Source organism: Yokenella regensburgei ATCC 49455, assembly GCF_000735455.1.
In the GTDB taxonomy this organism is placed as follows: domain Bacteria; phylum Pseudomonadota; class Gammaproteobacteria; order Enterobacterales; family Enterobacteriaceae; genus Yokenella; species Yokenella regensburgei.
In genome coordinates, this window is the sequence record NZ_JMPS01000008.1 from 1 (window position 1) to 20,069 (window position 20,069).

General features: G+C 54.6%; 20 protein-coding genes. 10 read left to right on the forward strand and 10 right to left on the reverse strand.

Annotated features, from left to right (window positions below; all coding sequences use genetic code 11):
* The 3 genes from GYRE_RS00475 to GYRE_RS00485 form a co-directional block, all read left to right on the forward strand.
* Positions 1-796 (forward strand): amino acid permease (locus tag GYRE_RS00475; protein ID WP_038252129.1); only part of this gene is annotated, 796 nt, incomplete at its 5' end.
* Positions 797-960: 164 nt separating this feature from the next.
* Positions 961-2,367 (forward strand): glycoside-pentoside-hexuronide (GPH):cation symporter, encoded by a 1,407-nt coding sequence (locus GYRE_RS00480; RefSeq protein WP_006817162.1) that lies wholly within the window; start codon positions 961-963, stop codon positions 2,365-2,367.
* A complete protein-coding gene (locus tag GYRE_RS00485) occupies positions 2,367-3,350 on the forward strand; it encodes a glycoside hydrolase family 43 protein (RefSeq protein WP_038252130.1) in 984 nt (327 codons plus the stop codon). Before GYRE_RS00480 ends, GYRE_RS00485 begins: the two co-directional genes overlap by 1 nt.
* Here GYRE_RS00485 and ampE read toward each other — a convergent pair.
* Together ampE and ampD are read right to left on the reverse strand one after the other, a co-directional pair.
* A complete protein-coding gene (gene ampE / locus GYRE_RS00490; protein WP_006817160.1) occupies positions 3,313-4,167 on the reverse strand; it encodes a beta-lactamase regulator AmpE in 855 nt (284 codons plus the stop codon). The genes GYRE_RS00485 and ampE overlap by 38 nt on opposite strands.
* On the reverse strand, positions 4,164-4,727 hold the full coding sequence (ampD, locus tag GYRE_RS00495; RefSeq protein WP_038252131.1) for a 1,6-anhydro-N-acetylmuramyl-L-alanine amidase AmpD: 564 nt from the start codon (positions 4,725-4,727) through the stop codon (positions 4,164-4,166). The genes ampE and ampD overlap by 4 nt, the downstream gene beginning before the upstream one ends.
* An 87-nt stretch (positions 4,728-4,814) precedes the next feature.
* Here ampD and nadC point away from each other — a divergent pair, with 87 nt between their 5' ends.
* The 4 genes from nadC (at position 4,815) to hofC (ending at position 8,898) form a co-directional block, all read left to right on the forward strand.
* Positions 4,815-5,708: a carboxylating nicotinate-nucleotide diphosphorylase gene (nadC, locus tag GYRE_RS00500; protein WP_006817158.1), complete on the forward strand. Its 894-nt coding sequence runs from the start codon at positions 4,815-4,817 to the stop codon at positions 5,706-5,708.
* A 160-nt stretch (positions 5,709-5,868) separates the two neighbouring features.
* Entirely contained in the window at positions 5,869-6,321 is a 453-nt protein-coding gene (gene ppdD, locus GYRE_RS00505; protein ID WP_038252132.1) for a prepilin peptidase-dependent pilin, read from the forward strand.
* On the forward strand, positions 6,318-7,703 hold the full coding sequence (gspE, locus tag GYRE_RS00510) for a type II secretion system protein GspE (protein WP_038252133.1): 1,386 nt from the start codon (positions 6,318-6,320) through the stop codon (positions 7,701-7,703). Before ppdD ends, gspE begins: the two co-directional genes overlap by 4 nt.
* Entirely contained in the window at positions 7,693-8,898 is a 1,206-nt protein-coding gene (gene hofC / locus GYRE_RS00515) for a protein transport protein HofC (RefSeq protein ID WP_038252134.1), read from the forward strand. Before gspE ends, hofC begins: the two co-directional genes overlap by 11 nt.
* A gap of 32 nt (positions 8,899-8,930) precedes the next feature.
* Here the strand turns inward: hofC and GYRE_RS00520 are convergent, their stop codons facing one another.
* Positions 8,931-9,974 (reverse strand): GMP reductase, encoded by a 1,044-nt coding sequence (locus GYRE_RS00520; protein WP_038252136.1) that lies wholly within the window; start codon positions 9,972-9,974, stop codon positions 8,931-8,933.
* 229 nt (positions 9,975-10,203) lie between these two features.
* On the opposite strand from GYRE_RS00520, the gene coaE reads away from it, so the two are divergent.
* From coaE to yacG, 3 genes are read left to right on the forward strand one after another with little or no spacing between them, the layout of a single operon-like run.
* Complete coding sequence (gene coaE, locus GYRE_RS00525; protein WP_006817153.1) at positions 10,204-10,824, forward strand: dephospho-CoA kinase; 621 nt, start codon at positions 10,204-10,206, stop codon at positions 10,822-10,824.
* Positions 10,824-11,567 (forward strand): cell division protein ZapD, encoded by a 744-nt coding sequence (zapD, locus tag GYRE_RS00530; RefSeq protein ID WP_006817152.1) that lies wholly within the window; start codon positions 10,824-10,826, stop codon positions 11,565-11,567. Before coaE ends, zapD begins: the two co-directional genes overlap by 1 nt.
* Positions 11,568-11,576: 9 nt before the next feature.
* Positions 11,577-11,771, forward strand: a complete 195-nt coding sequence (gene yacG / locus GYRE_RS00535; RefSeq protein WP_038252137.1) for a DNA gyrase inhibitor YacG — start codon at positions 11,577-11,579, stop codon at positions 11,769-11,771.
* Here the strand turns inward: yacG and mutT are convergent.
* From mutT to ftsQ, 7 genes are all read right to left on the reverse strand, one after another.
* Positions 11,768-12,160: an 8-oxo-dGTP diphosphatase MutT gene (gene mutT / locus GYRE_RS00540; protein ID WP_006817150.1), complete on the reverse strand. Its 393-nt coding sequence runs from the start codon at positions 12,158-12,160 to the stop codon at positions 11,768-11,770. The genes yacG and mutT overlap by 4 nt on opposite strands.
* 58 nt (positions 12,161-12,218) lie before the next feature.
* Positions 12,219-14,924, reverse strand: coding sequence for a preprotein translocase subunit SecA (secA, locus tag GYRE_RS00545; RefSeq protein WP_006817149.1), 2,706 nt, complete (start codon positions 14,922-14,924; stop codon positions 12,219-12,221).
* Positions 14,925-14,982: 58 nt separating this feature from the next.
* Complete coding sequence (secM, locus tag GYRE_RS00550; protein WP_038252138.1) at positions 14,983-15,489, reverse strand: secA translation cis-regulator SecM; 507 nt, start codon at positions 15,487-15,489, stop codon at positions 14,983-14,985.
* 257 nt (positions 15,490-15,746) lie between these two features.
* Complete coding sequence (lpxC, locus tag GYRE_RS00555) at positions 15,747-16,664, reverse strand: UDP-3-O-acyl-N-acetylglucosamine deacetylase (protein ID WP_006817147.1); 918 nt, start codon at positions 16,662-16,664, stop codon at positions 15,747-15,749.
* A 100-nt stretch (positions 16,665-16,764) separates the two neighbouring features.
* Complete coding sequence (gene ftsZ / locus GYRE_RS00560) at positions 16,765-17,916, reverse strand: cell division protein FtsZ (RefSeq protein ID WP_038252142.1); 1,152 nt, start codon at positions 17,914-17,916, stop codon at positions 16,765-16,767.
* 63 nt (positions 17,917-17,979) lie between these two features.
* On the reverse strand, positions 17,980-19,236 hold the full coding sequence (ftsA, locus tag GYRE_RS00565; protein WP_006817145.1) for a cell division protein FtsA: 1,257 nt from the start codon (positions 19,234-19,236) through the stop codon (positions 17,980-17,982).
* Positions 19,233-20,069 (reverse strand): cell division protein FtsQ, encoded by an 837-nt coding sequence (ftsQ, locus tag GYRE_RS00570; protein WP_006817144.1) that lies wholly within the window; start codon positions 20,067-20,069, stop codon positions 19,233-19,235. The genes ftsA and ftsQ overlap by 4 nt, the downstream gene beginning before the upstream one ends.

Sequence of the window (20,069 nt, forward strand, 5' to 3'; positions counted from 1 at the left end):
CGGTTTCCTGCCGCACGGCTTTACCGGGCTTGTCATGATGATGGCTATCATCATGTTCTCTTTCGGCGGGCTTGAGCTGGTGGGTATCACCGCCGCTGAAGCGGATAACCCGGAGCAGAGCATTCCGAAAGCCACCAACCAGGTTATCTACCGTATCCTGATTTTCTATATCGGTTCTCTGGCGGTGCTGCTGTCACTGCTGCCGTGGACCCGCGTCACCGCGGATACCAGCCCGTTCGTACTTATCTTCCATGAGCTTGGCGATACCTTCGTGGCTAACGCACTGAACATCGTAGTACTGACAGCAGCGCTGTCGGTATACAACAGCTGCGTATACTGCAACAGCCGTATGCTGTTCGGTCTGGCAAAACAGGGCAACGCACCAAAAGCACTGGCGAAAGTCGACAAGCGCGGCGTGCCGGTCAATACCATCCTGACCTCCGCGCTGTTCACCGCACTTTGCGTATTGATTAACTACTTTGCCCCCGAGTCAGCGTTCGGTCTGCTGATGGCTCTGGTGGTTTCAGCCCTGGTCATCAACTGGGCGATGATTAGCCTTGCACACATGAAGTTCCGCCGCGCGAAGGCGCAGGAAGGCGTGACTCCGCGCTTCCCTGCTCTGTTCTACCCGCTCGGTAACTGGCTGTGCCTGTTGTTCATGGCGGCGGTGCTGGTCATCATGCTAATCACCCCAGGCATGGCGATTTCCGTTTACCTGATCCCGGTATGGATTGCCATTCTCGGTGTCGGCTACGTATGTAAACAAAAAAGCGCCAGCGCGGTGAAAGCCCACTAAGCACTTCCTTAACGCTGCGCCCATCCCGGGCGCAGCGTCCTGTTATCTCCCTCACACTTTCCTGCTGATAGCCATTTCATCCATATCGTCGCCCCTATACTGCAACGCATTTGGCGAACCGAAGACCAATAATTCTCTCCATATCACATCGGGGAGCGCTTTCCATGAGCAACAACGCACTGTCAGTCAGAGAAAAGATCGGCTACGGCATGGGTGATGCGGGATGTAACATCATCTTTGGCGCCATTATGTTGTTTGTTAACTACTTTTATACCGACATCTTTGGTCTTGCCCCGGCGCTGGTCGGCGTCCTTCTATTATCGGTTCGCGTTATAGATGCCGTTACTGACCCTATCATGGGGGCACTCGCCGACCGCACGCGCAGCAAGTATGGTCGGTTTCGTCCATGGCTTTTGTGGATTGCCTTCCCCTACGCCCTCTTCAGCGTACTGATGTTCACCACGCCGGAGTGGAGCTATAACAGCAAAGTTATCTATGCGTTCGTCACCTATTTCCTGCTCTCTATCACCTACACGGCAATCAACATCCCGTACTGCTCGCTGGGAAGCGTCATCACCAACGACCCGAAAGAGCGCGTCGCCTGTCAGTCTTATCGTTTTGTCCTGGTGGGCATTGCTACCCTGCTGCTATCGCTCACTCTGTTGCCAATGGTCGACTGGTTCGGTGGCGGTGATAAAGCCAGGGGTTACCAGATGGCCATGACCGTGCTGGCGTTTATCGGCATGTGTATGTTTCTGTTCTGCTTTGCGACCGTTCGTGAGCGTATCCGCCCGGCGGTACAAACTAACGATGAACTAAAGCAAGATCTCAAAGACGTGTGGAAGAATGACCAGTGGGTGCGCATTCTGCTGCTGACGCTGTGCAACGTCTGCCCGGGCTTTATTCGCATGGCTGCGACCATGTATTACGTCACCTGGGTGATGCAGCAGAGCACCCATTTCGCCACCCTGTTTATCAGCCTGGGCGTAGTCGGCATGATGATTGGCAGTATGCTGGCGAAGGTATTAACGGATCGCTGGTGCAAACTGCAGGTCTTTTTCTGGACCAATATCGCGCTGGCTATTTTCTCCTGCGCGTTTTACTTCTTCGACCCGCACGCCACCGTGATGATTCTGGTGCTCTATTTCCTGCTCAACATCCTGCATCAGATCCCTTCCCCGCTGCACTGGTCGCTGATGGCCGATGTCGACGACTATGGTGAATGGAAAACCGGTAAGCGCATCACCGGCATCAGCTTCTCAGGCAACCTGTTCTTCCTGAAGGTCGGTCTGGCGGTCGCCGGAGCGATGGTCGGATTTCTGCTCTCGTGGTATGGCTATGACGCCGGGGCAAAGCAGCAAAGCGCCGCCGCGATCAACGGGATCGTGATGCTGTTTTCGGTGATTCCGGGCGCTGGCTATCTCATTACCGCCGGGGTCGTTCGCCTGCTGAAGGTCGATCGTGGGTTTATGCTGCAGATTCAGTCCGATCTGGAAAAGCGCCGCACTAACTACCGCGAGCTGAGCGACTATCAGGAACAGAAAATAGCTGAACAGGAAAGGAAAGCATAATGAATCAATGGCCAAATCCATTTATTGAACAGCGCGCGGACCCTTTCATTCTGCGGCACGGAGGAGAGTACTACTTCATCGCCTCAGTACCTGAATATGACAGGCTGGAGATCCGCCGCGCCACAACGCTTGCAGGGCTGCGTGACGCTATGCCAGTGGTGGTGTGGCGTAAACCCGAACAGGGGCCGATGAGCGAGCTTATCTGGGCACCGGAGTTGCACAACATCGATGGCACCTGGGTTATCTGGTTTGCCGCAGCCGCAACGCAAACGCTTGATACGCTTGGCATGTTCCAGCACCGCATGTTCGCCCTCACCTGTGACAACCCGGATCCGCTGACCGGCCGTTGGGTGGAACGCGGGCAGGTAAAAACACCGTTTGATACTTTTGCCCTTGATGCGACGACCTTTAGTCATCAGGGTAAACACTGGTATCTGTGGGCACAGAAGGCACCAGACATCGCCGGAAACTCGAATCTTTATCTGGCAGAACTGGAAAACCCGTGGTCGATTAAAGGCGAGCCGGTGATGCTGAGCCGGCCAGAATTTGACTGGGAATGCCGGGGGTTTCTGGTGAATGAAGGCCCGGCGGTTATCACTCACGGAACGCGTTTATTTGTCAGCTATTCCGCCAGCGCCACCGATGAAAATTACTGCATGGGGCTACTGTGGATTAACCTCGAGGATGACCCGCTGCAGGCGGCAAACTGGCACAAATCTCCCCAACCGGTTTTCACAACAAGTTATGAAAACCGCCAGTACGGGCCCGGGCACAACAGCTTTACGCAAACGGAAGAGGGGGAGGATGTGCTGGTGTATCACGCGCGCAATTACACCGAGATTGAGGGCGATCCGCTGTATGACCCGAACCGCCACACGCGGCTGAAGCTGATTCGCTGGAATGAAAACGGGATGCCTGATTTTGGCACCCCGCCTGCGGATACGCTTACACTAACGTCCCATAAATCGTCAGTAATGCCATGATAACCACCGTCACATACGAGGTTTTCTTAGCCAGCGACACTGCTGCTTTTGGTGTTTCGACTTTATCGATATGAGGCTCACGCGCCAGCGAAAATTGGGCAAGCTGCGTTAATACCTGGTACTGCGGCGTGTGCCTGTCTCCGAGCGAAGCAAACCACGCGGGGAGCGCCTTCTCCCCGTGCCCCAGCAGAGCGTAGACTACGCCAACCAGACGTACTGGCAGCCAGTCCAGCACGTGCAAAATTGCATCAATACCTGACTGTAAACGGTGATGAGGCGTCTGATAGCGAGCAAGCCACGTCTGCCAGGCGCGGAGAAACGCATAGCCCACCAGGGTTACCGGGCCAAGCGGCCCGCCCACCACAAACCAGAACAGCGGCGCGAGATAAAAACGGTAGTTGATCCACAGCAGCGCATTTTGCAACTCGCGCAAATACTCACGCTCATCGCAGCCTGGCGGTACACCGTGGATAAGGGTCAATTCGCTGGCCATGGAGTCACGCGCGTGGTTGTCGCCGTGCGAAGCCGCTTTCAGATAGGCATGATAATGCATACGCACTTTGCCCGCGCCGATACACAAAAGCCCGATCAGGATCCAGAACACCAACAGCGGAACGTTAAACAGTAATCCACCCAGCGCCCGCTGGATGAGGAACACTACCGCCATCGCCACAATGGTCATCAGCAATGTGCCGATCATAGACCAGCGCTTAATGCGTCGGAACAGCACTTCCAGCCGGTGATCCAACTGCCAGTGTTCACCCAGCTTAAATAAGCGCTCGGCAATCAGCACCAGCAGCGTCGTAAACAGCGTCATGTCATCTCCTTATCTGACGAAGGGGTGACCAGCGCACGAAACTTTTTCCAGTCAAATGAAGAACCGGGATCCGTTTTGCGACCTGGCGCAATATCACTATGGCCGGTGATGTGGTTGCTCATCGCCGGATAAACCTGCATTAACAGCTGCGTGACCGCTGCCAGCTGTCGATACTGAGCGTCGGTGTAGGGCTCGATGTCCGTTCCCTCAAGCTCAATACCTATCGAAAAATCATTACACTTTTCCCGCCCCTGATAGCACGAAACCCCAGCGTGCCATGCTCGCTTATCGAAGGGGACATATTGCACAATTTCGCCATCACGGCGAATCAGACAATGGGCAGAAACCCGCAGGTGCGCGATCCCGGCAAAATAGGGGTGCGCTGTAGGATCGATTGTCCCGGTAAATAACGCGTCGATCCACGGACCGCCAAATTCACCGGGCGGCAGGCTAATGTTGTGTACCACCAGCAACGAAGGAACTTCATCATCCGGACGGCAATCATGGTGCGGCGAGGGCACGCGACGTGCGCCTTCCAGCCATCCCCCGTTTAACTGCATGCGGGCTCTCCTAATCTATGGTACTGATAACGGCTTCAGAGTAGCATGTTTCAATCTTATGATTGATGACCATTTTGGAGTTTTATCATGCCGCCTCGCCGCTACAACCCCGACCACCGACGTGACGCGCTGCTTGAACGCATCAACCTCGATATTCCCAACGTTGTCGCGCATGCGCTGCGTGAAGACTTAGGTGGAGACGTTGATGCCAACAACGATATTACGGCTCAATTATTGCCAGAGTCCTCCCATTCCCATGCCGTCATTATCACTCGTGAAGACGGTATCTTCTGTGGTAAACGCTGGGTAGAAGAGGTGTTTCTGCAACTGGCGGGCAGTGATGTGCAGATTACGTGGCACGTTGCCGATGGCGATACCGTCAAAACCAACCAGCCGCTGTTCGAACTGGAGGGCCCGTCGCGGGTTCTGCTGACGGGTGAACGTACCGCGCTAAACTTTGTTCAGACGCTCTCCGGAGTGGCCAGCGAAGTTCGCCGCTATGTCACCCTGCTGGAAGGAACGCGTACTCAATTGCTCGATACGCGTAAAACCCTGCCAGGGCTTCGCACCGCTTTGAAATACGCCGTCCTGTGCGGTGGCGGGACCAACCACCGTCTGGGCTTATCTGACGCTTTCCTGATTAAAGAGAACCACATTATCGCCTCGGGATCGGTTCGTCAGGCGGTGGAAAAAGCGTTCTGGCTGCATCCGGATGTACCGGTAGAAGTGGAAGTTGAAACCCTCGATGAGCTTAGCGAGGCGCTAAAAGCGGGTGCGGACATTATCATGCTCGACAACTTCACCACCGCATTGATGCGCCAGGCCGTTGCCATGACTAACGGACAAGCGCAGCTGGAGGTCTCTGGCAACGTCACCTTCGACACCATTCGCGAGTTTGCCGAGACCGGGGTCGATTTTATCTCCGTCGGCGCGCTCACCAAGCACATTCGCGCGATGGATCTGTCGATGCGCTTTAAGTAACACTGACGAAGGGGGCGAATTACGCGCCCTCTTCCACTTTCTCTGCACGCTCCGTGCAACTGCAAAAAATCCCCTGAAACAGCCTTCACAAACTAACTTTCTCTCCTCGCCGCTCCTGGTTTGCTCTGCCACTGTGCTCCCGTCATTCAAGGAGTCACAAATGAACAAACAGTATGGATTTACCCTGATAGAACTCATGGTGGTGATTGGCATCATTGCGATTCTGAGCGCCATTGGCATTCCGGCTTACCAGAATTACCTGCGCAAGGCGGCACTAACCGATATGTTGCAAACCTTCATGCCTTACCGCACCGCGATTGAGCTGTGCGCCCTCGACCACGGCGGCACCTCAGGATGCAGCGCCAGCAGCAACGGTATTCCCTCCCCCTCAACGACCCGCTACGTCTCAGCAATGAGCGTCTCACAGGGGACGGTGACGATGACCGGGCAGGAAAGCCTCAACGGGTTAACCGTCGTCATGACCCCACGGTGGGACAACGCCAACGGTATTACCGGTTGGCAGCGCGTCTGCAACGTACAAAACGATGGTGCACTGCAACAAGCCTGCGAAGACGTTTTCCGCTTTGATGGCACGCAGGAGGCAACGCAATGAAACTCGAACAGCTTGATGTACTATGCAAACGCCATCAGGCCCTGCTGTTGCACAGCAACGAGGCGATGCTGTGCATTGCGGTGGTGGGGACCCCCTCGCCTGAACTACTGGAAGCGCTACGCTTTGCCACCCAGAAACGTGTTGATATCGAATGCTGGGAGGCCGCCCGCATGGAGCAGCACCTGAGAGTGGAGGCCCACTCTCATCTTCCTGCCATCGCAGACGAGCAGGAAAATGCCGTCGCATTGCTCAATCGCATGTTTGAACAGGCGTTGGCCCAGCGAGCCTCCGATATTCATATTGAGCCCGACGAGCAGTGTCTGCGCATTCGTCTACGGGTGGACGGCGTGCTTCACACGCAGCCTCTGGTCGGCGCATCGCTCGCTCCTACTCTCACCGCCCGGCTCAAGGTGCTGGGTAATCTGGATATTGCCGAACGGCGCTTACCCCAGGATGGACAGTTCACCATCACGATCGCCAATGAGCCAGTGTCGTTTCGCATCGCCACACTCCCGTGTCGTCATGGAGAAAAAGTGGTTCTGCGCTTACTTCACCGTCAGGAACAGGCGCTGGAGCTGAGCGCCGCCGGCATGTCGCCGTTGCAGCTTGCTCAGTTCACTCACGCGCTGCTCCAGCCCCAGGGGCTAATTCTGGTTACCGGCCCGACCGGTAGTGGTAAAACGGTCACCCTGTACCGCGCCCTGCAACGGCGAAATACCCCCGAGGTTAACCTTTGCAGCGTGGAGGATCCGGTTGAAATTCCCCTGGCGGGCATCAACCAGACGCAGGTTAACCCACGTGCTGGTCTCACCTTTCAAAGCATCCTGCGCGCCCTGCTGCGCCAGGATCCGGATATTGTGATGGTAGGGGAAATCCGTGATACCGAAACAGCCGAAATTGCCATCAAGGCGGCGCAAACCGGGCATCTGGTGCTGTCGACCCTGCACACCAACTCCACCAGCGAAACCCTGACCCGCCTGCAACAAATGGGGGTAGCGAGCTGGATGGTGTCTTCCGCTCTGTTACTGGTGGTCGCGCAGCGTCTGGTACGAAAACTTTGTCCCCACTGCCAGCAGAGTGCCAGCGAGGACATTGTTCTTCCGCTCTCGCTGTGGCCACGCCCCCTGGCCCATCGGCAGGCTACTGGCTGCAAACGCTGCTACCACGGCTATTACGGGCGAGTCGCACTGTTTGAATTACTCCCGATTGGCAACGATATTCGCCACGGCATCACCACCGCTATGAGTGCTCGTGAAATAGAACACCTGGCACGTCAGGCGGGGATGACAACGCTGTTTGAAAGCGGCTGCGATGCGGTAGAAAAAGGGCTGACCAGTTGGGAGGAGATAGTCCGGGTGCTGGGGATACCGAATGTCCAGTAAACCTCTATGGCACTGGCGCGGCCTGACGCCGCAGGGTGAATATATCAGCGGAACCCTGTGGAGTCCTCACCGTGTGGCTGTCGTCAACACGCTGGAAGAGAGGCATATTTCAGCGCTCAGGATCCGCCGCTGTCGCGTTCACTCATCGCACTGGCACCCACAACGCAGCGGCGAAATGGTGGGACAGCTGGCAACGCTACTTCAGGCGGGGCTGACGCTATCCGATGGCCTCGAGCTGTTGGCAGCACAGCACCCGAGCGCGCAGTGGCAGGCCCTGTTGTACCAGTTAGCACGCGAATTACAGCAGGGCATCGCTTTTTCTGTTGCCCTGGAGGCATGGCCCGAAGCCTTCCCTCCTCTTTTTATCGCGATGATCCGCACCGGTGAGCTCACCGGAGAACTCGAACTCTGCTGCCAGCACTTAGCCCGCCAGCAGGAAAGCCAGCACCGGCTAAACCTGAAAGTAAAAAAGGCGCTGCGTTATCCGCTGATTGTGTTGAGCGTTACCCTAATAGTGGTGGTTGCGATGCTCGGATTTGTACTGCCAGAGTTCACGGCTATCTATCAGACGTTCAATACCCCGCTTCCTGCGCTGACGCGGGGTGTAATCGCAGCGGCAGCCCTGTTCCACGACAGTTTGATACCGCTTCTTGCCGTTTTATTGTCTGGTGCGTTGGTCGCAAAACGTTTCCATCGCCATCCCGGCTGGCAGCTCTATCGCCAGGCACTGTTACTCCGCCTTCCGTTAGCAGGCCCGTTAGTTCTCGGACAAACGCTAAGCCAGATTTTTACCGTTCTCTCACTTACGCAGAATGCAGGTATCGCCTTCTTACAGGGGCTCGGGAGCGTAGAAGTCACATTACAAAATCGCTGGTGGCAGAAAGTGATTCATCAGGTTCATGAGGAGGTCTCACAGGGTAGCGCCATCTGGCAGGCGCTGGCAAAACACCCGGTGTTTCCATCGTTGAGCCTGCAGCTCATCAGAACCGGCGAAGCTTCAGGTGCGCTGGACCGCATGCTTAATAATCTTGCGCAGCACTATCAGGTGCAGACTGAACAATTGGCAGATGAGCTGGCCACGCTACTGGAGCCACTGATGCTGCTGGTGACAGGCATTATCATCGGCACGCTGGTCGTCGCCATGTATTTACCGGTCTTCCATCTGGGGGATGCTATCGGGGGGATGGGAGGATGACGCTGGCGCAGGAGATGCGCCAGCGAATTCGCTTACAGGCTGTTGAACACGCGGTTCTCTTGTTCCTGCACGCGGATAAAGGTCGTACGCTTGGTCAGCTCTTTCAGGCGCGATGCACCAACATAGGTACATGCAGAACGCAGGCCGCCAAGAATGTCGCGTGCGGTATTCTCTACCGGGCCACGCAGCGGCAGCTTCACGGTCTTACCTTCTGCGGCACGGTAGCCCGCAACACCACCGACGTGACGGTTCATGGCAGATTCAGAGCTCATGCCGTAGAACAGCATGAATTTCTCACCGTTTTCTTCGACAACTTTACCACCGCTCTCTTCGTGCCCTGCCAGCATACCGCCCAGCATCACAAAATCTGCGCCGCCGCCAAAGGCTTTCGCCACGTCGCCCGGCATAGTACAACCACCGTCGCTGACAATCATGCCGCCCAGACCGTGTGCCGCATCCGCGCACTCAATCACGGCGGAAAGCTGCGGATAACCCACACCGGTTTTCACACGGGTAGTACAAACGGAACCCGGGCCAATGCCTACTTTCACGATGTCAGCACCGGAGAGGATCAGTTCTTCACACATCTCACCCGTTACCACGTTACCGGCAATAATGGTTTTATCCGGCCAGGCCGCACGTGCTTTTGCAACAAACTGAACAAAGTGCTCGGAGTAGCCGTTCGCCACGTCGATGCACACAAAATTCAGCTGTGGGTTTTGAATCAGGATCTGTTTGGTTTTTTCGAAATCGGCATCAGAAGTACCGGTCGACACCATGACGTGTTTCAGCACGTCAGCAGAAGCGCCCTGCACGAATGCCTGCCAGTTTTCGATGGTGTAGTGCTTATGCACAGCGGTAAGAATATCAAAAGCCGCCAGTGCGGTCGCCATTTCAAAGGTACCAACAGAGTCCATGTTGGCTGCGATGATTGGAACACCAGACCAGGTATGACCGGAATGCTTAAAGGTGAATTCGCGTTCCAGTTCTACTTCGGAACGGCTTTTGAGGGTAGAGCGCTTAGGGCGGATAAGGACGTCTTTAAAGCCTAACTTCAGATCTTCTTCAATACGCATGTGCGGATTCCTGGGGTATGTGGAAAATAAGTTCAAAGCACAACTCCAGTGACGTTATCATACGCAGTAATCAGGGCTTCGCAAGACTGCGATTTTCACTTTTTTTACGCTACAATCCTATAAATTTACCTGGTGAAAGGTGAAGTTAACACTCAGCACCAGGCATGTTGGTTGTTCTCTTTTCAACCGATTGATTTATCTCGTCTATTAAAATCCAGGAACGAGCCTTATGAAGTTTACGGTAGCGTTGACCGGCGGCATCGGGAGTGGCAAAAGCACCGTTGCAGAGGCATTTTCTCGCCTTGGGGTTAACGTCATTGATGCAGATGTGATCGCGCGCAAAGTTGTTGAGACCGGAACACCGGCTCTAAATGCCATTGCCGCACATTTTGGCCCACAGATGCTGACCACGGAAGGCGACCTGAACCGACGTTCGTTACGCGAGCGAGTTTTTGCACACCCTGAAGATAAAGCCTGGCTCAATGCGCTCCTGCATCCGCTCATCCAGCAGGAGACCCACCGCCAGATGCGCGAGGCCACCTCGCCTTATGTCCTCTGGGTGGTTCCACTGTTTGTTGAAAATCAGCTATTTGCCCAGGCAGATCGTGTTCTCGTGGTCGATGTTCCCCGCGAAACACAAATTTTCCGCACCATGCAACGCGACAACGTGTCGCGAGAGCATGCGGAGCATATTCTTGCCGCCCAGGCGACGCGTGAAGCGCGACTTGCCGCCGCGGACGACATTATTGATAACAACGGCGCACCAGATGCTATCGTATCGGATGTTGCTCGCCTGCACGCGCAGTATTTGCAGTTTGCCGCGCAGGCTGTTTCACAGGAAAAATCGTAATGCACACCCACATCCTTTTTGAGCACCCGCTTAACGAAAAAATGCGTACCTGGCTGCGTATTGAATTTTTAATCCAGCAGCTCAGCGCCCGATTGCCCATCAGCGATCATGCCAGCGCCCTGCATTTCTTCCGCAATATCGGCGACTTAATGGATGTGTTCGAGCGCGGCGAAGTGCGCACCGAGCTGCTCAAAGAACTGGAGCGTCAACAGCGTAAACTGCAGGCGTGGATGGAGGTCCCGGGCGTAGATCAGAGCCGCATTGACTCACTGCGCCAGCAGTTGAAAAGCAGCGGCAGCATCCTGATGTCTGCACCACGCATTGGGCAGGTACTGCGTGAAGATCGCCTGATTGGCCTGGTGCGCCAGCGCCTGAGTATTCCGGGCGGCTGCTGCAGTTTTGATTTGCCGACCCTGCATATCTGGTTACATGCGCCTCAGGATCAGCGTGACGCCCAAATTCAGGAGTGGATCGACAGCCTCTATCCGCTTAATCAGGCCCTGGTCCTGATCCTTGATTTAATTCGTAACTCCGCGCCGTTCCGTAAACAAACCAGCCTTAATGGTTTCTTCCAGGACAACGGTGACGATGCCGATCTCCTGCGTTTACAGCTGGCGCTGGATGAACAGCTTTATCCGCAAATCTCCGGCCATAAGAGCCGCTTTGCCATCCGTTTTATGCCACTCGATAGCGAAAACGGTATTGTGCCTGAACGTCTGGATTTTGAACTGGCTTGTTGTTAAGGAGTGAACATGTCTGAAGAGACAACGGTGAATTGCCCGACCTGCGGGAAAGTGGTTATCTGGAATGAACAGAGCGTGTTCCGCCCCTTCTGTTGTAAACGCTGCCAGCTCATAGATTTAGGCGAATGGGCTGCAGAAGAGAAAAGGATCCCCAGCAACGGGGATCTTTCTGATAGCGATGACTGGAGCGAAGAGCCGCTTTAAGCTTCAGCGATAAGCTTCGCGATCACCGGTTCGTTGGCAGGCGGAAATGCGTCTGCCAACAGATCCTTCTGCGCAATCCAGCGCCCCGGCTGGCCCTCTTTGCCCCACGGTTCCCCTTCCCAGCTTTCGACCAGCCAGAACCACAGCGTGACGTGTCTGTCTGGGAACTGGTATTCCAGTTTGTCGAACAACGTCGCGCTATGGGCAGTAATACCGACTTCTTCCTGCAGTTCGCGCACCATCGCCTGTTCCGGGGTCTCACTCTCTTCAATCTTGCCGCCCGGAAACTCAAGCTTATTCGCCATATGAGCATCAGCTGCGCGCTGGGTGATAAAGATCTCGCCCTGCGAATTGCGAATGATCCCGACGGCGATATTCAGTATTTTCATTATCTTACTCCCATAAAAAAGGCGCAGATTTCTGCGCCTTTTGAAGTTTCTCAGAACCTTAGCTCAGACGGCCGTGGCACTGTTTGTATTTTTTACCCGAACCGCAAGGGCAGGGATCGTTACGACCCACTTTGCGCTCACCGGTCTGGGCAGCCAGCGATTCTGCGGCAGCGCTATCATCGCTCTGATGGCTCAGTTGCTGCATCTGTGCAAGACGCTCGGCTTCTTCACGACGCTGTTGCTCCATCGCTTCAACCTCTTCCGGCATGCGAACCTGAACCTTGCTCAGGGTGCTGATGACTTCGTACTTCAGAGACTCAAGCATGGAAGCAAACATCGAGAACGACTCACGCTTGTACTCCTGCTTCGGATCTTTCTGCGCATAACCACGCAGGTGGATACCCTGACGCAGGTAGTCCATCGCTGCCAGGTGCTCTTTCCACAGGGAATCCAGCGTCTGCAGCATCACGCCTTTTTCGAAGTGACGCATCATCTCTGCACCAACAACTTCTTCTTTACGCTGATAGGTATCTACCGCGCTCTGCAGAATACGTTCACGCAGGGTTTCTTCGTGCAGTTCCGGCTCTTTATCCAGCCATTCAGAGATTGGCAGATCGAGGTCGAAATCATTTTTCAGGCGTTCCTGCAGGCCCGGGACATCCCACATTTCTTCCAGAGACTGCGGCGGAATATGCGCATCAATGGTCACTTTAAACACGTCTTCGCGGATGCTATTGATGGTTTCGCTTACGTCAGACACGTCCAGCAGTTCGTTACGCTGGGAGTAAATCGCGCGACGCTGATCGTTAGCGACATCATCATATTCCAGCAGCTGCTTACGGATATCGAAGTTACGGCTTTCCACTTTGCGCTGAGCGTTAGCGATGGCTTTAGTCACCCACGGGTGCTCGATGGCCTCGCCCGGCTTCATCCCCAGTTTACGCATCATGCCAGACACACGGTCAGAGGCGAAGATACGCATCAGGGCATCTTCCATCGACAGATAGAAGCGTGAAGAACCGGCATCACCCTGACGACCGGAACGGCCGCGCAGCTGGTTATCGATACGACGTGATTCGTGGCGTTCAGTACCGATGATGTGCAGGCCGCCCGCCGCCAGTACCGCTTCATGACGAACCTGCCAGTCAGCTTTAATCTGAGCTATCTGTTCCGGAGTTGGGTCTTCCAGCTGAGCAACTTCTGCCTGCCAGCTACCGCCCAGCACGATGTCGGTACCACGACCGGCCATGTTAGTCGCGATGGTCACCGTAGACGGGTAACCCGCCTGAGCAACGATATCCGCTTCACTGGCGTGGAACTTGGCGTTCAGTACGTTGTGCTTGATGCCCGCTTTAGTCAGTTCGTGAGACACCACTTCTGATTTTTCAATGGAGATAGTACCCACCAGTACCGGCTGGCCTTTTGCGGTACGCTCCTTGATGTCTTCGATGATAGCCTGGATTTTTTCCGCTTCGGTCATGTAGACCAGATCCGCCATATCTTTACGGATCATCGGACGGTTGGTCGGTACAACGACGGTATCGAGCTTATAGATGGAGCTGAATTCAAACGCTTCGGTATCTGCGGTACCGGTCATCCCCGCCAGCTTCTCGTACAGACGGAAGTAGTTCTGGAAGGTGATAGAGGCCAGCGTCTGGTTTTCGTTCTGAATATCCACGCCTTCTTTGGCTTCAACCGCCTGGTGCAGACCGTCGGACCAGCGACGCCCCTGCATGGTACGACCGGTGTGCTCATCAACGATGATAACTTCACCGTCTTTGACGATGTAGTCAACGTCACGGGTGAACAGCGCGTGGGCGCGCAGCGCGGCTGTCACGTGGTGCATCAGCATAATGTTAGTCGGGGAATACAGTGACTCACCCTCTTCCATAATGCCCTGGTTCACCAGCAGTTCTTCGATCAGCACCAGACCACGTTCGGTCAGGTTAACCTGACGGGATTTCTCATCAACGGAGAAGTGGCCTTCACCCTGGAAGGTTTCTGAGTCTTCTTTCTCCTGACGGACCAGGTGCGGAATGATTTTGTTGACCTTGCGGTACAGCTCGGAGCTGTCTTCCGCCGGGCCGGAAATAATTAGCGGAGTACGGGCTTCATCGATAAGGATGGAGTCAACCTCATCCACCAGCGCGTAGTGCAGTTTACGCTGAACGCGCTCTTCCGGGCTGAACGCCATGTTGTCACGCAGGTAGTCAAAACCGTATTCGTTGTTGGTACCGTAGGTGATATCAGCGTTGTAAGCTTCGCGTTTAGCCGGAGCCGGCAGGCCGGACATGTTGATACCCACGGTCATACCGAGGAATTCAAACAGCGGGCGGTTGTTTTCGGCGTCACGCTGGGCCAGATAGTCGTTGACCGTGACCACGTGAACCCCTTTACCGGACAGGGCGTTCAGGTATGCCGGAAGCGTTGCGGTCAGGGTTTTACCTTCACCGGTACGCATTTCCGCGATACAGCGGTCGTTCAGCACCATACCGCCCAGCAGCTGGACGTCAAAGTGACGCATACCAAAGACGCGCTTACTGGCTTCACGAACCACGGCAAAGGCTTCCGGGATCAGGCTTTCAATGCTTTCGCCTTTTTCAAGACGCGCGCGAAACTCAGCGGTTTTCGCCTTCAGTTCTTCATCAGAGAGCTTTTCCAGCTCAGGTTCCATGGCATTGATCTGAGCAACGGTCTTGCGCATACGGCGCAGAGTACGATCGTTACGGCTACCGAAAACTTTAGTTAACAATTTGATTAGCATAATAAAATCTCAAACGCCCCGCTTAGCGGAGTCAAAAATTAGTTGAAGGTGGTATTTTTCAGCTAAGGCGTTGAGGGCCGGCGCGGATCCCCTGCACCTGGCTCAGCCAGGCGGAGATGCTAAACGCGGCATGCGGAATAAATTCGTGGTAAGCGGTCTGTTTGACCAGAACCGGTGGCTGACTTTCGAGGGTCAGCAAAGCACTCAGCGTATCAATTAACGCCAGATGCTGGGCCTGCTGCAGCGGAGAGGTTTCTTCGGCAACCGGCAGAACCTGTGGCGCCATCGCGAAAGAGAGATGGCGAATAACCGTGCGAATGGCATGCTGATGCCAGTAGTCTACGGTGAAATTAGGACGGCGATTAGCCTCCAGCAGAGCAAGCTGGGTGAAATTGACCCGGGCTGTGGTCGCGTGATTAGTGGTCGTCGTTTTCGGCGGCGCAACGGTTTCTGCGTTCGCGCAGATTGCGGGCAGACCAAAGCTCGCCGCGACCATCCCCAACAGGAGATGCGGCCAGAAGTACCGTCTACCAAACTGTCGCCAACGCGTCAGTATTCCGTTCACGTAATTCGCTACCCTTGGGTTAATTAGCGTCGTTTATTTTTCAGCGCACAAATCTTATCACTAATAGCATCGTACAGCAGCAGGAATGACGACCCAAGTCGCATAAAAACGGTGAATAAATCAGCGATCGCGTTCGTTCAGGAAGTGATAAAAAAAGAAAGGTGAGAGAGTGACTGAAACGTCAAAAATAAAAACGACTGGTTCCCTGACCGGAGAGAGTGCCAGGTTGCCAGTCGAATTTTAGTTCAATGTCAGGCTTACGCCAGAACCATTGAAGGTGCTTTGAATGCCAGCGGCATTTCAGCTTCGTCTTCGAAGGTCACATACTCCCAGGCTTCCTGTTTTGCGAGGACTGCCTGCAGCAGTTTATTGTTCAGTGCGTGACCTGATTTGTACGCCGTAAATGCACCGATGATATTGTGACCACACATAAACAGGTCGCCAATCGCATCAAGCATTTTGTGACGAACAAACTCATCTTCAAAACGCAAGCCGTCTTCGTTCAGTACGCGATAATCGTCAACAACGATGGCACAATCGAAGCTACCGCCCAGGGCCAGGCCACGGGACTGCAGATATTCGATATCACGCATGAAACCGAAGGTACGCGCTCGGCTAATCTGACGCATGAACGCATCAGCAGAGAAGTTCATTTTGTAGCGCTGGTTGCTGGCATCAATCGCCGGATGGTTAAAGTCGATGGTAAAGTCCAACGAAAAACCATTAAACGGTTTGAATTCAGCCCATTTGTCGCCATCTTCAACGCGAACGGTCTCTTTAATGCGTACAAATTTCTTGGCGCAGTTCAGCTCATCAATGCCGGCATCCAGCAGCAAATAAACGAACGGTGCAGCACTGCCGTCCATAATCGGGATTTCTGGCGCATCGACTTCAATCATAATGTTGTCGATACCCAGACCCGCCAGCGCGGCGTTCAGGTGCTCTACCGTAGAAATCCGTACGTCATGCTCATTAACCAGGCAAGTACAGAGCATGGTATCACGCACAGATTTGGCATCGGCCGGAAAATCTACCGGTGGATTCAAGTCGGTGCGACGATAGATGACCCCGGTATTTGCCGGCGCAGGGCGCAGCGTCAGTGTGACCTTTTTGCCGGTATGTAAACCGACGCCAGTCGCCTGAACGATACGTTTAAGTGTCCTTTGTTTGATCATCGTATAATCTCGCCAAATTACCTATCCAACCGAAGTGTACTATACATTCGGTGGGCCAGTTTAGCACAAAGAGCGCAGTTTCCCAAATTCCAGCTAATTCTTAATCAGCCTGCTTGCGCAGGAAGGCTGGGATATCCAGGTAGTCAGGCTCTTTTGCCGTCTGCGGCGTATTGTCGTTAACCACTTTCGCGGCAGGTTTCTGCTCTTGCGTCAGCGGAGCCATACCGTGCTGCTGATAACGATCCATCACCGGCTGCTGTGACTGTTTGTTGGTCACCAGGGTAATTTCAGGACGTTTGTCCATGCCAATACCGGTAGCCACTACGGTCACGCGCAGTTCGTCGTTCATATCCGGGTCCAGAGAGGTACCGATAACCACGGTCGCGTTATCCGATGCGAAGGCACGGATGGTGTTACCCACGGTTTCAAACTCGTCCAGACGCAGGTCGAAGCCCGCCGTAATGTTGACCAGCACGCCGCGAGCGCCAGAAAGATCGATATCTTCCAGCAGCGGAGAAGAGATAGCCATTTCAGCTGCTTCTTCTGCACGGTCTTCACCACTGGCCACGCCAGAGCCCATCATCGCATAGCCCATTTCGGACATCACGGTGCGCACGTCAGCAAAGTCGACGTTCATCAGACCCGGACGGGTAATCAGCTCGGCGATACCCTGCACCGCACCTTTCAGTACGTCATTCGCCGCGCCAAACGCGTCGAGCAGGGAGATGCCGCGACCCAGCACTTTCAGCAGCTTGTCGTTTGGAATGGTGATGAGGGAGTCCACGTGCTTGGACAGCTCAGTGATACCCTGCTCCGCGAATGCCATACGCTTCTTGCCTTCGAAATTGAAAGGCTTAGTCACGACAGCAACAGTCAGGATACCTAAATCTTTTGCGACTTCAGCAACAACCGGCGCAGCACCTGTACCAGTACCACCGCCCATACCGGCTGCGATGAATACCATGTCAGCGCCGTCCAGTGCTGCACGCAGCGCTTCACGGTCTTCTTCAGCCGCATTGCGACCCACTTCCGGGTTAGCACCCGCGCCCAGACCTTTGGTGATACCGCCACCAATCTGAATCGTCTGGCCAACCGCTGTTTTACGCAGCGCCTGAGCGTCGGTGTTAACAGCGAAGAATTCAACGCCTTCGATGCGCTCGCGCACCATGTGCTCAACGGCATTACCGCCGCCGCCACCGACGCCGATGACTTTAATCACCGCGTCGTTGGTCAGTTCCATAGGTTCAAACATAGTTTCTCTCTCCGTTGTGCCTGTCGCCTGAGACCGCTAATTCTCTCCGGTCTCTTTAAAAAATTAAAACTCTTTTCGCAGCCACGTGTTCAGTCGCTTGATCCACGACCCAACCGTTACGCGTTTCTCTACTTCTGCTTCACCACTCAGATGAGACTCTTTTCCGTAGTGCAGCAGGCCCACCGCCGTTGAATAATACGGCTCCTGGGCATAATCCGTTAATCCGGTGATATTCAGCGGCGCGCCAATACGCACCTGGGTGTGGAACACCCGCTGAGCGCAGGCAGCCAGACCTTCAATCTGTGCCGCACCACCGGTCAGAACAATCCCCGCCGCCAGGTGGTGTTTAACCCCCTGCTGACGCAGCTGTTCCTGCAACTGCAAAATCTCTTCGTTCACCAGGTTCAACAACTCGGTATAACGAGGTTCAATCACTTCGGCCAGCGTCTGACGCTGCAGGCTGCGCGGCGGGCGTCCACCAACGCTCGGGACTTCAACGCTTTCGTCTTTCCCGACAATCGAACCTAACGCACAGCCATGACGAACTTTGATGGCTTCGGCATCGCTCGGTGGCGTACCGAAGGCATAAGCGATATCGCTGGTCACCACGTTCCCCGCGTAAGGGATAACTTTGGTGTGGCGCAGCGCGCCGCCAGTATATACGGCGATGTCCATTGTACCACCGCCAACATCGACCACACAGACACCCAGCTCACGTTCATCTTCCGTCAGTACGGAGTAGCTGGAAGCCAGACCGGCGAAAATAAGTTGGTCAACTTTCAGACCACAACGTTCCACGGCTTTCACAATGTTTTTCGCCATATCATTGTGACATGTGATCAGGTGCACTTTTGCCTGCATACGTACGCCAGATAAGCCCACCGGGTTTTTAATCCCTTCCTGGTAATCAATGGCGTATTCCTGCGGGATAACGTGAAGGACACGATGCTCATCACGCACGCGCACCGATTTGGCGGTATGCACGACGTTCTCAACGTCTTCCTGCGTCACCTCTTCTTCTGAAATCGGTACCATGCCGATTTCATTCTGACAGCTAATATGTTTCCCCGAAAGCGCCAGATATACCGAAGAGATCTGGCAGTCAGCCATCAGCTCGGCCTGGTCGATGGCGCGCTGTACGCATTTCACCACCGACTCTAAGTCATTCACACCGCCTTTATCCATCCCGCGAGAGGGGCAGCTTCCCACGCCAATGATATTGACCATACCGTCGGGCAGAACTTCCCCTACTAAAGCGGCAACTTTTGCGGTGCCAATCTCCAGTCCAACTACCAGTTTTCTGTCCGTCGCCTTGATCATTGTTGTTTTGCCTGTGCCTGATTCTGTTGTTGATTAGTGTCCTCAACGGGAGCAGGTTCCCAACCCACCGCCGCGCCGGAGTCATAGCGCAAATCAACGTAGCTTATCCGTTTCCCATCGGTCTGCGCCTGCTGTTGTAACACCGGATACAGTTCCATAAAGCGCTGAAGGCGTTTCATCGTGTCGCCACGACCAAGGTTGAGCTTAATATCGTTATTCAGCGTCAACTGCCAGGACCGACGCGCCGTCATTGCGGCAACTTTCAGCGTGAACTTATCCTTAGCCAGCACTTGCCCCATATCACGGTAACCCTGCAGTACTTCATTTTCACTGCCTTCCGGGCCATAAAGCATGGGCAAGAGTTGTTTGCTGGTACGATCGGTCGGAACGCTAAAGGCATTGCCCTGCGCATCCACCATGTGTTGATCATTCCAGCGTGCAATAGGCACATATTCAACCAGATGAATCTTCAATTCGTCCGGCCACTGCTTTCTGACGCTCGCCTGCTTAATCCACGGCAGACGTTCAATCTGGTTCTGGATGATATTGACATCCTGGGTCATAAAGGTTCCAGGAGACCCCAGCGCCAGAATAGACTGACGAATATCATCATTTCGCGTGTAATGACGCTCACCGGTCACGACCAGCTTCGACAGCGGCAGACGCTGCGCATCCTGCATCCAGCCAAGCACCATCCAGCCTGAGGCCAGAATGGTACACAGCACCGCCAGCAGGAAAATAATCCCTGCCAGACGCGCTCCGTTATTGCGTCGGGAAGAGACGTAGGTCTCTTCTTCTTCGCGGTTTCGCGTATTCAGCGCAGCCTGCGACAT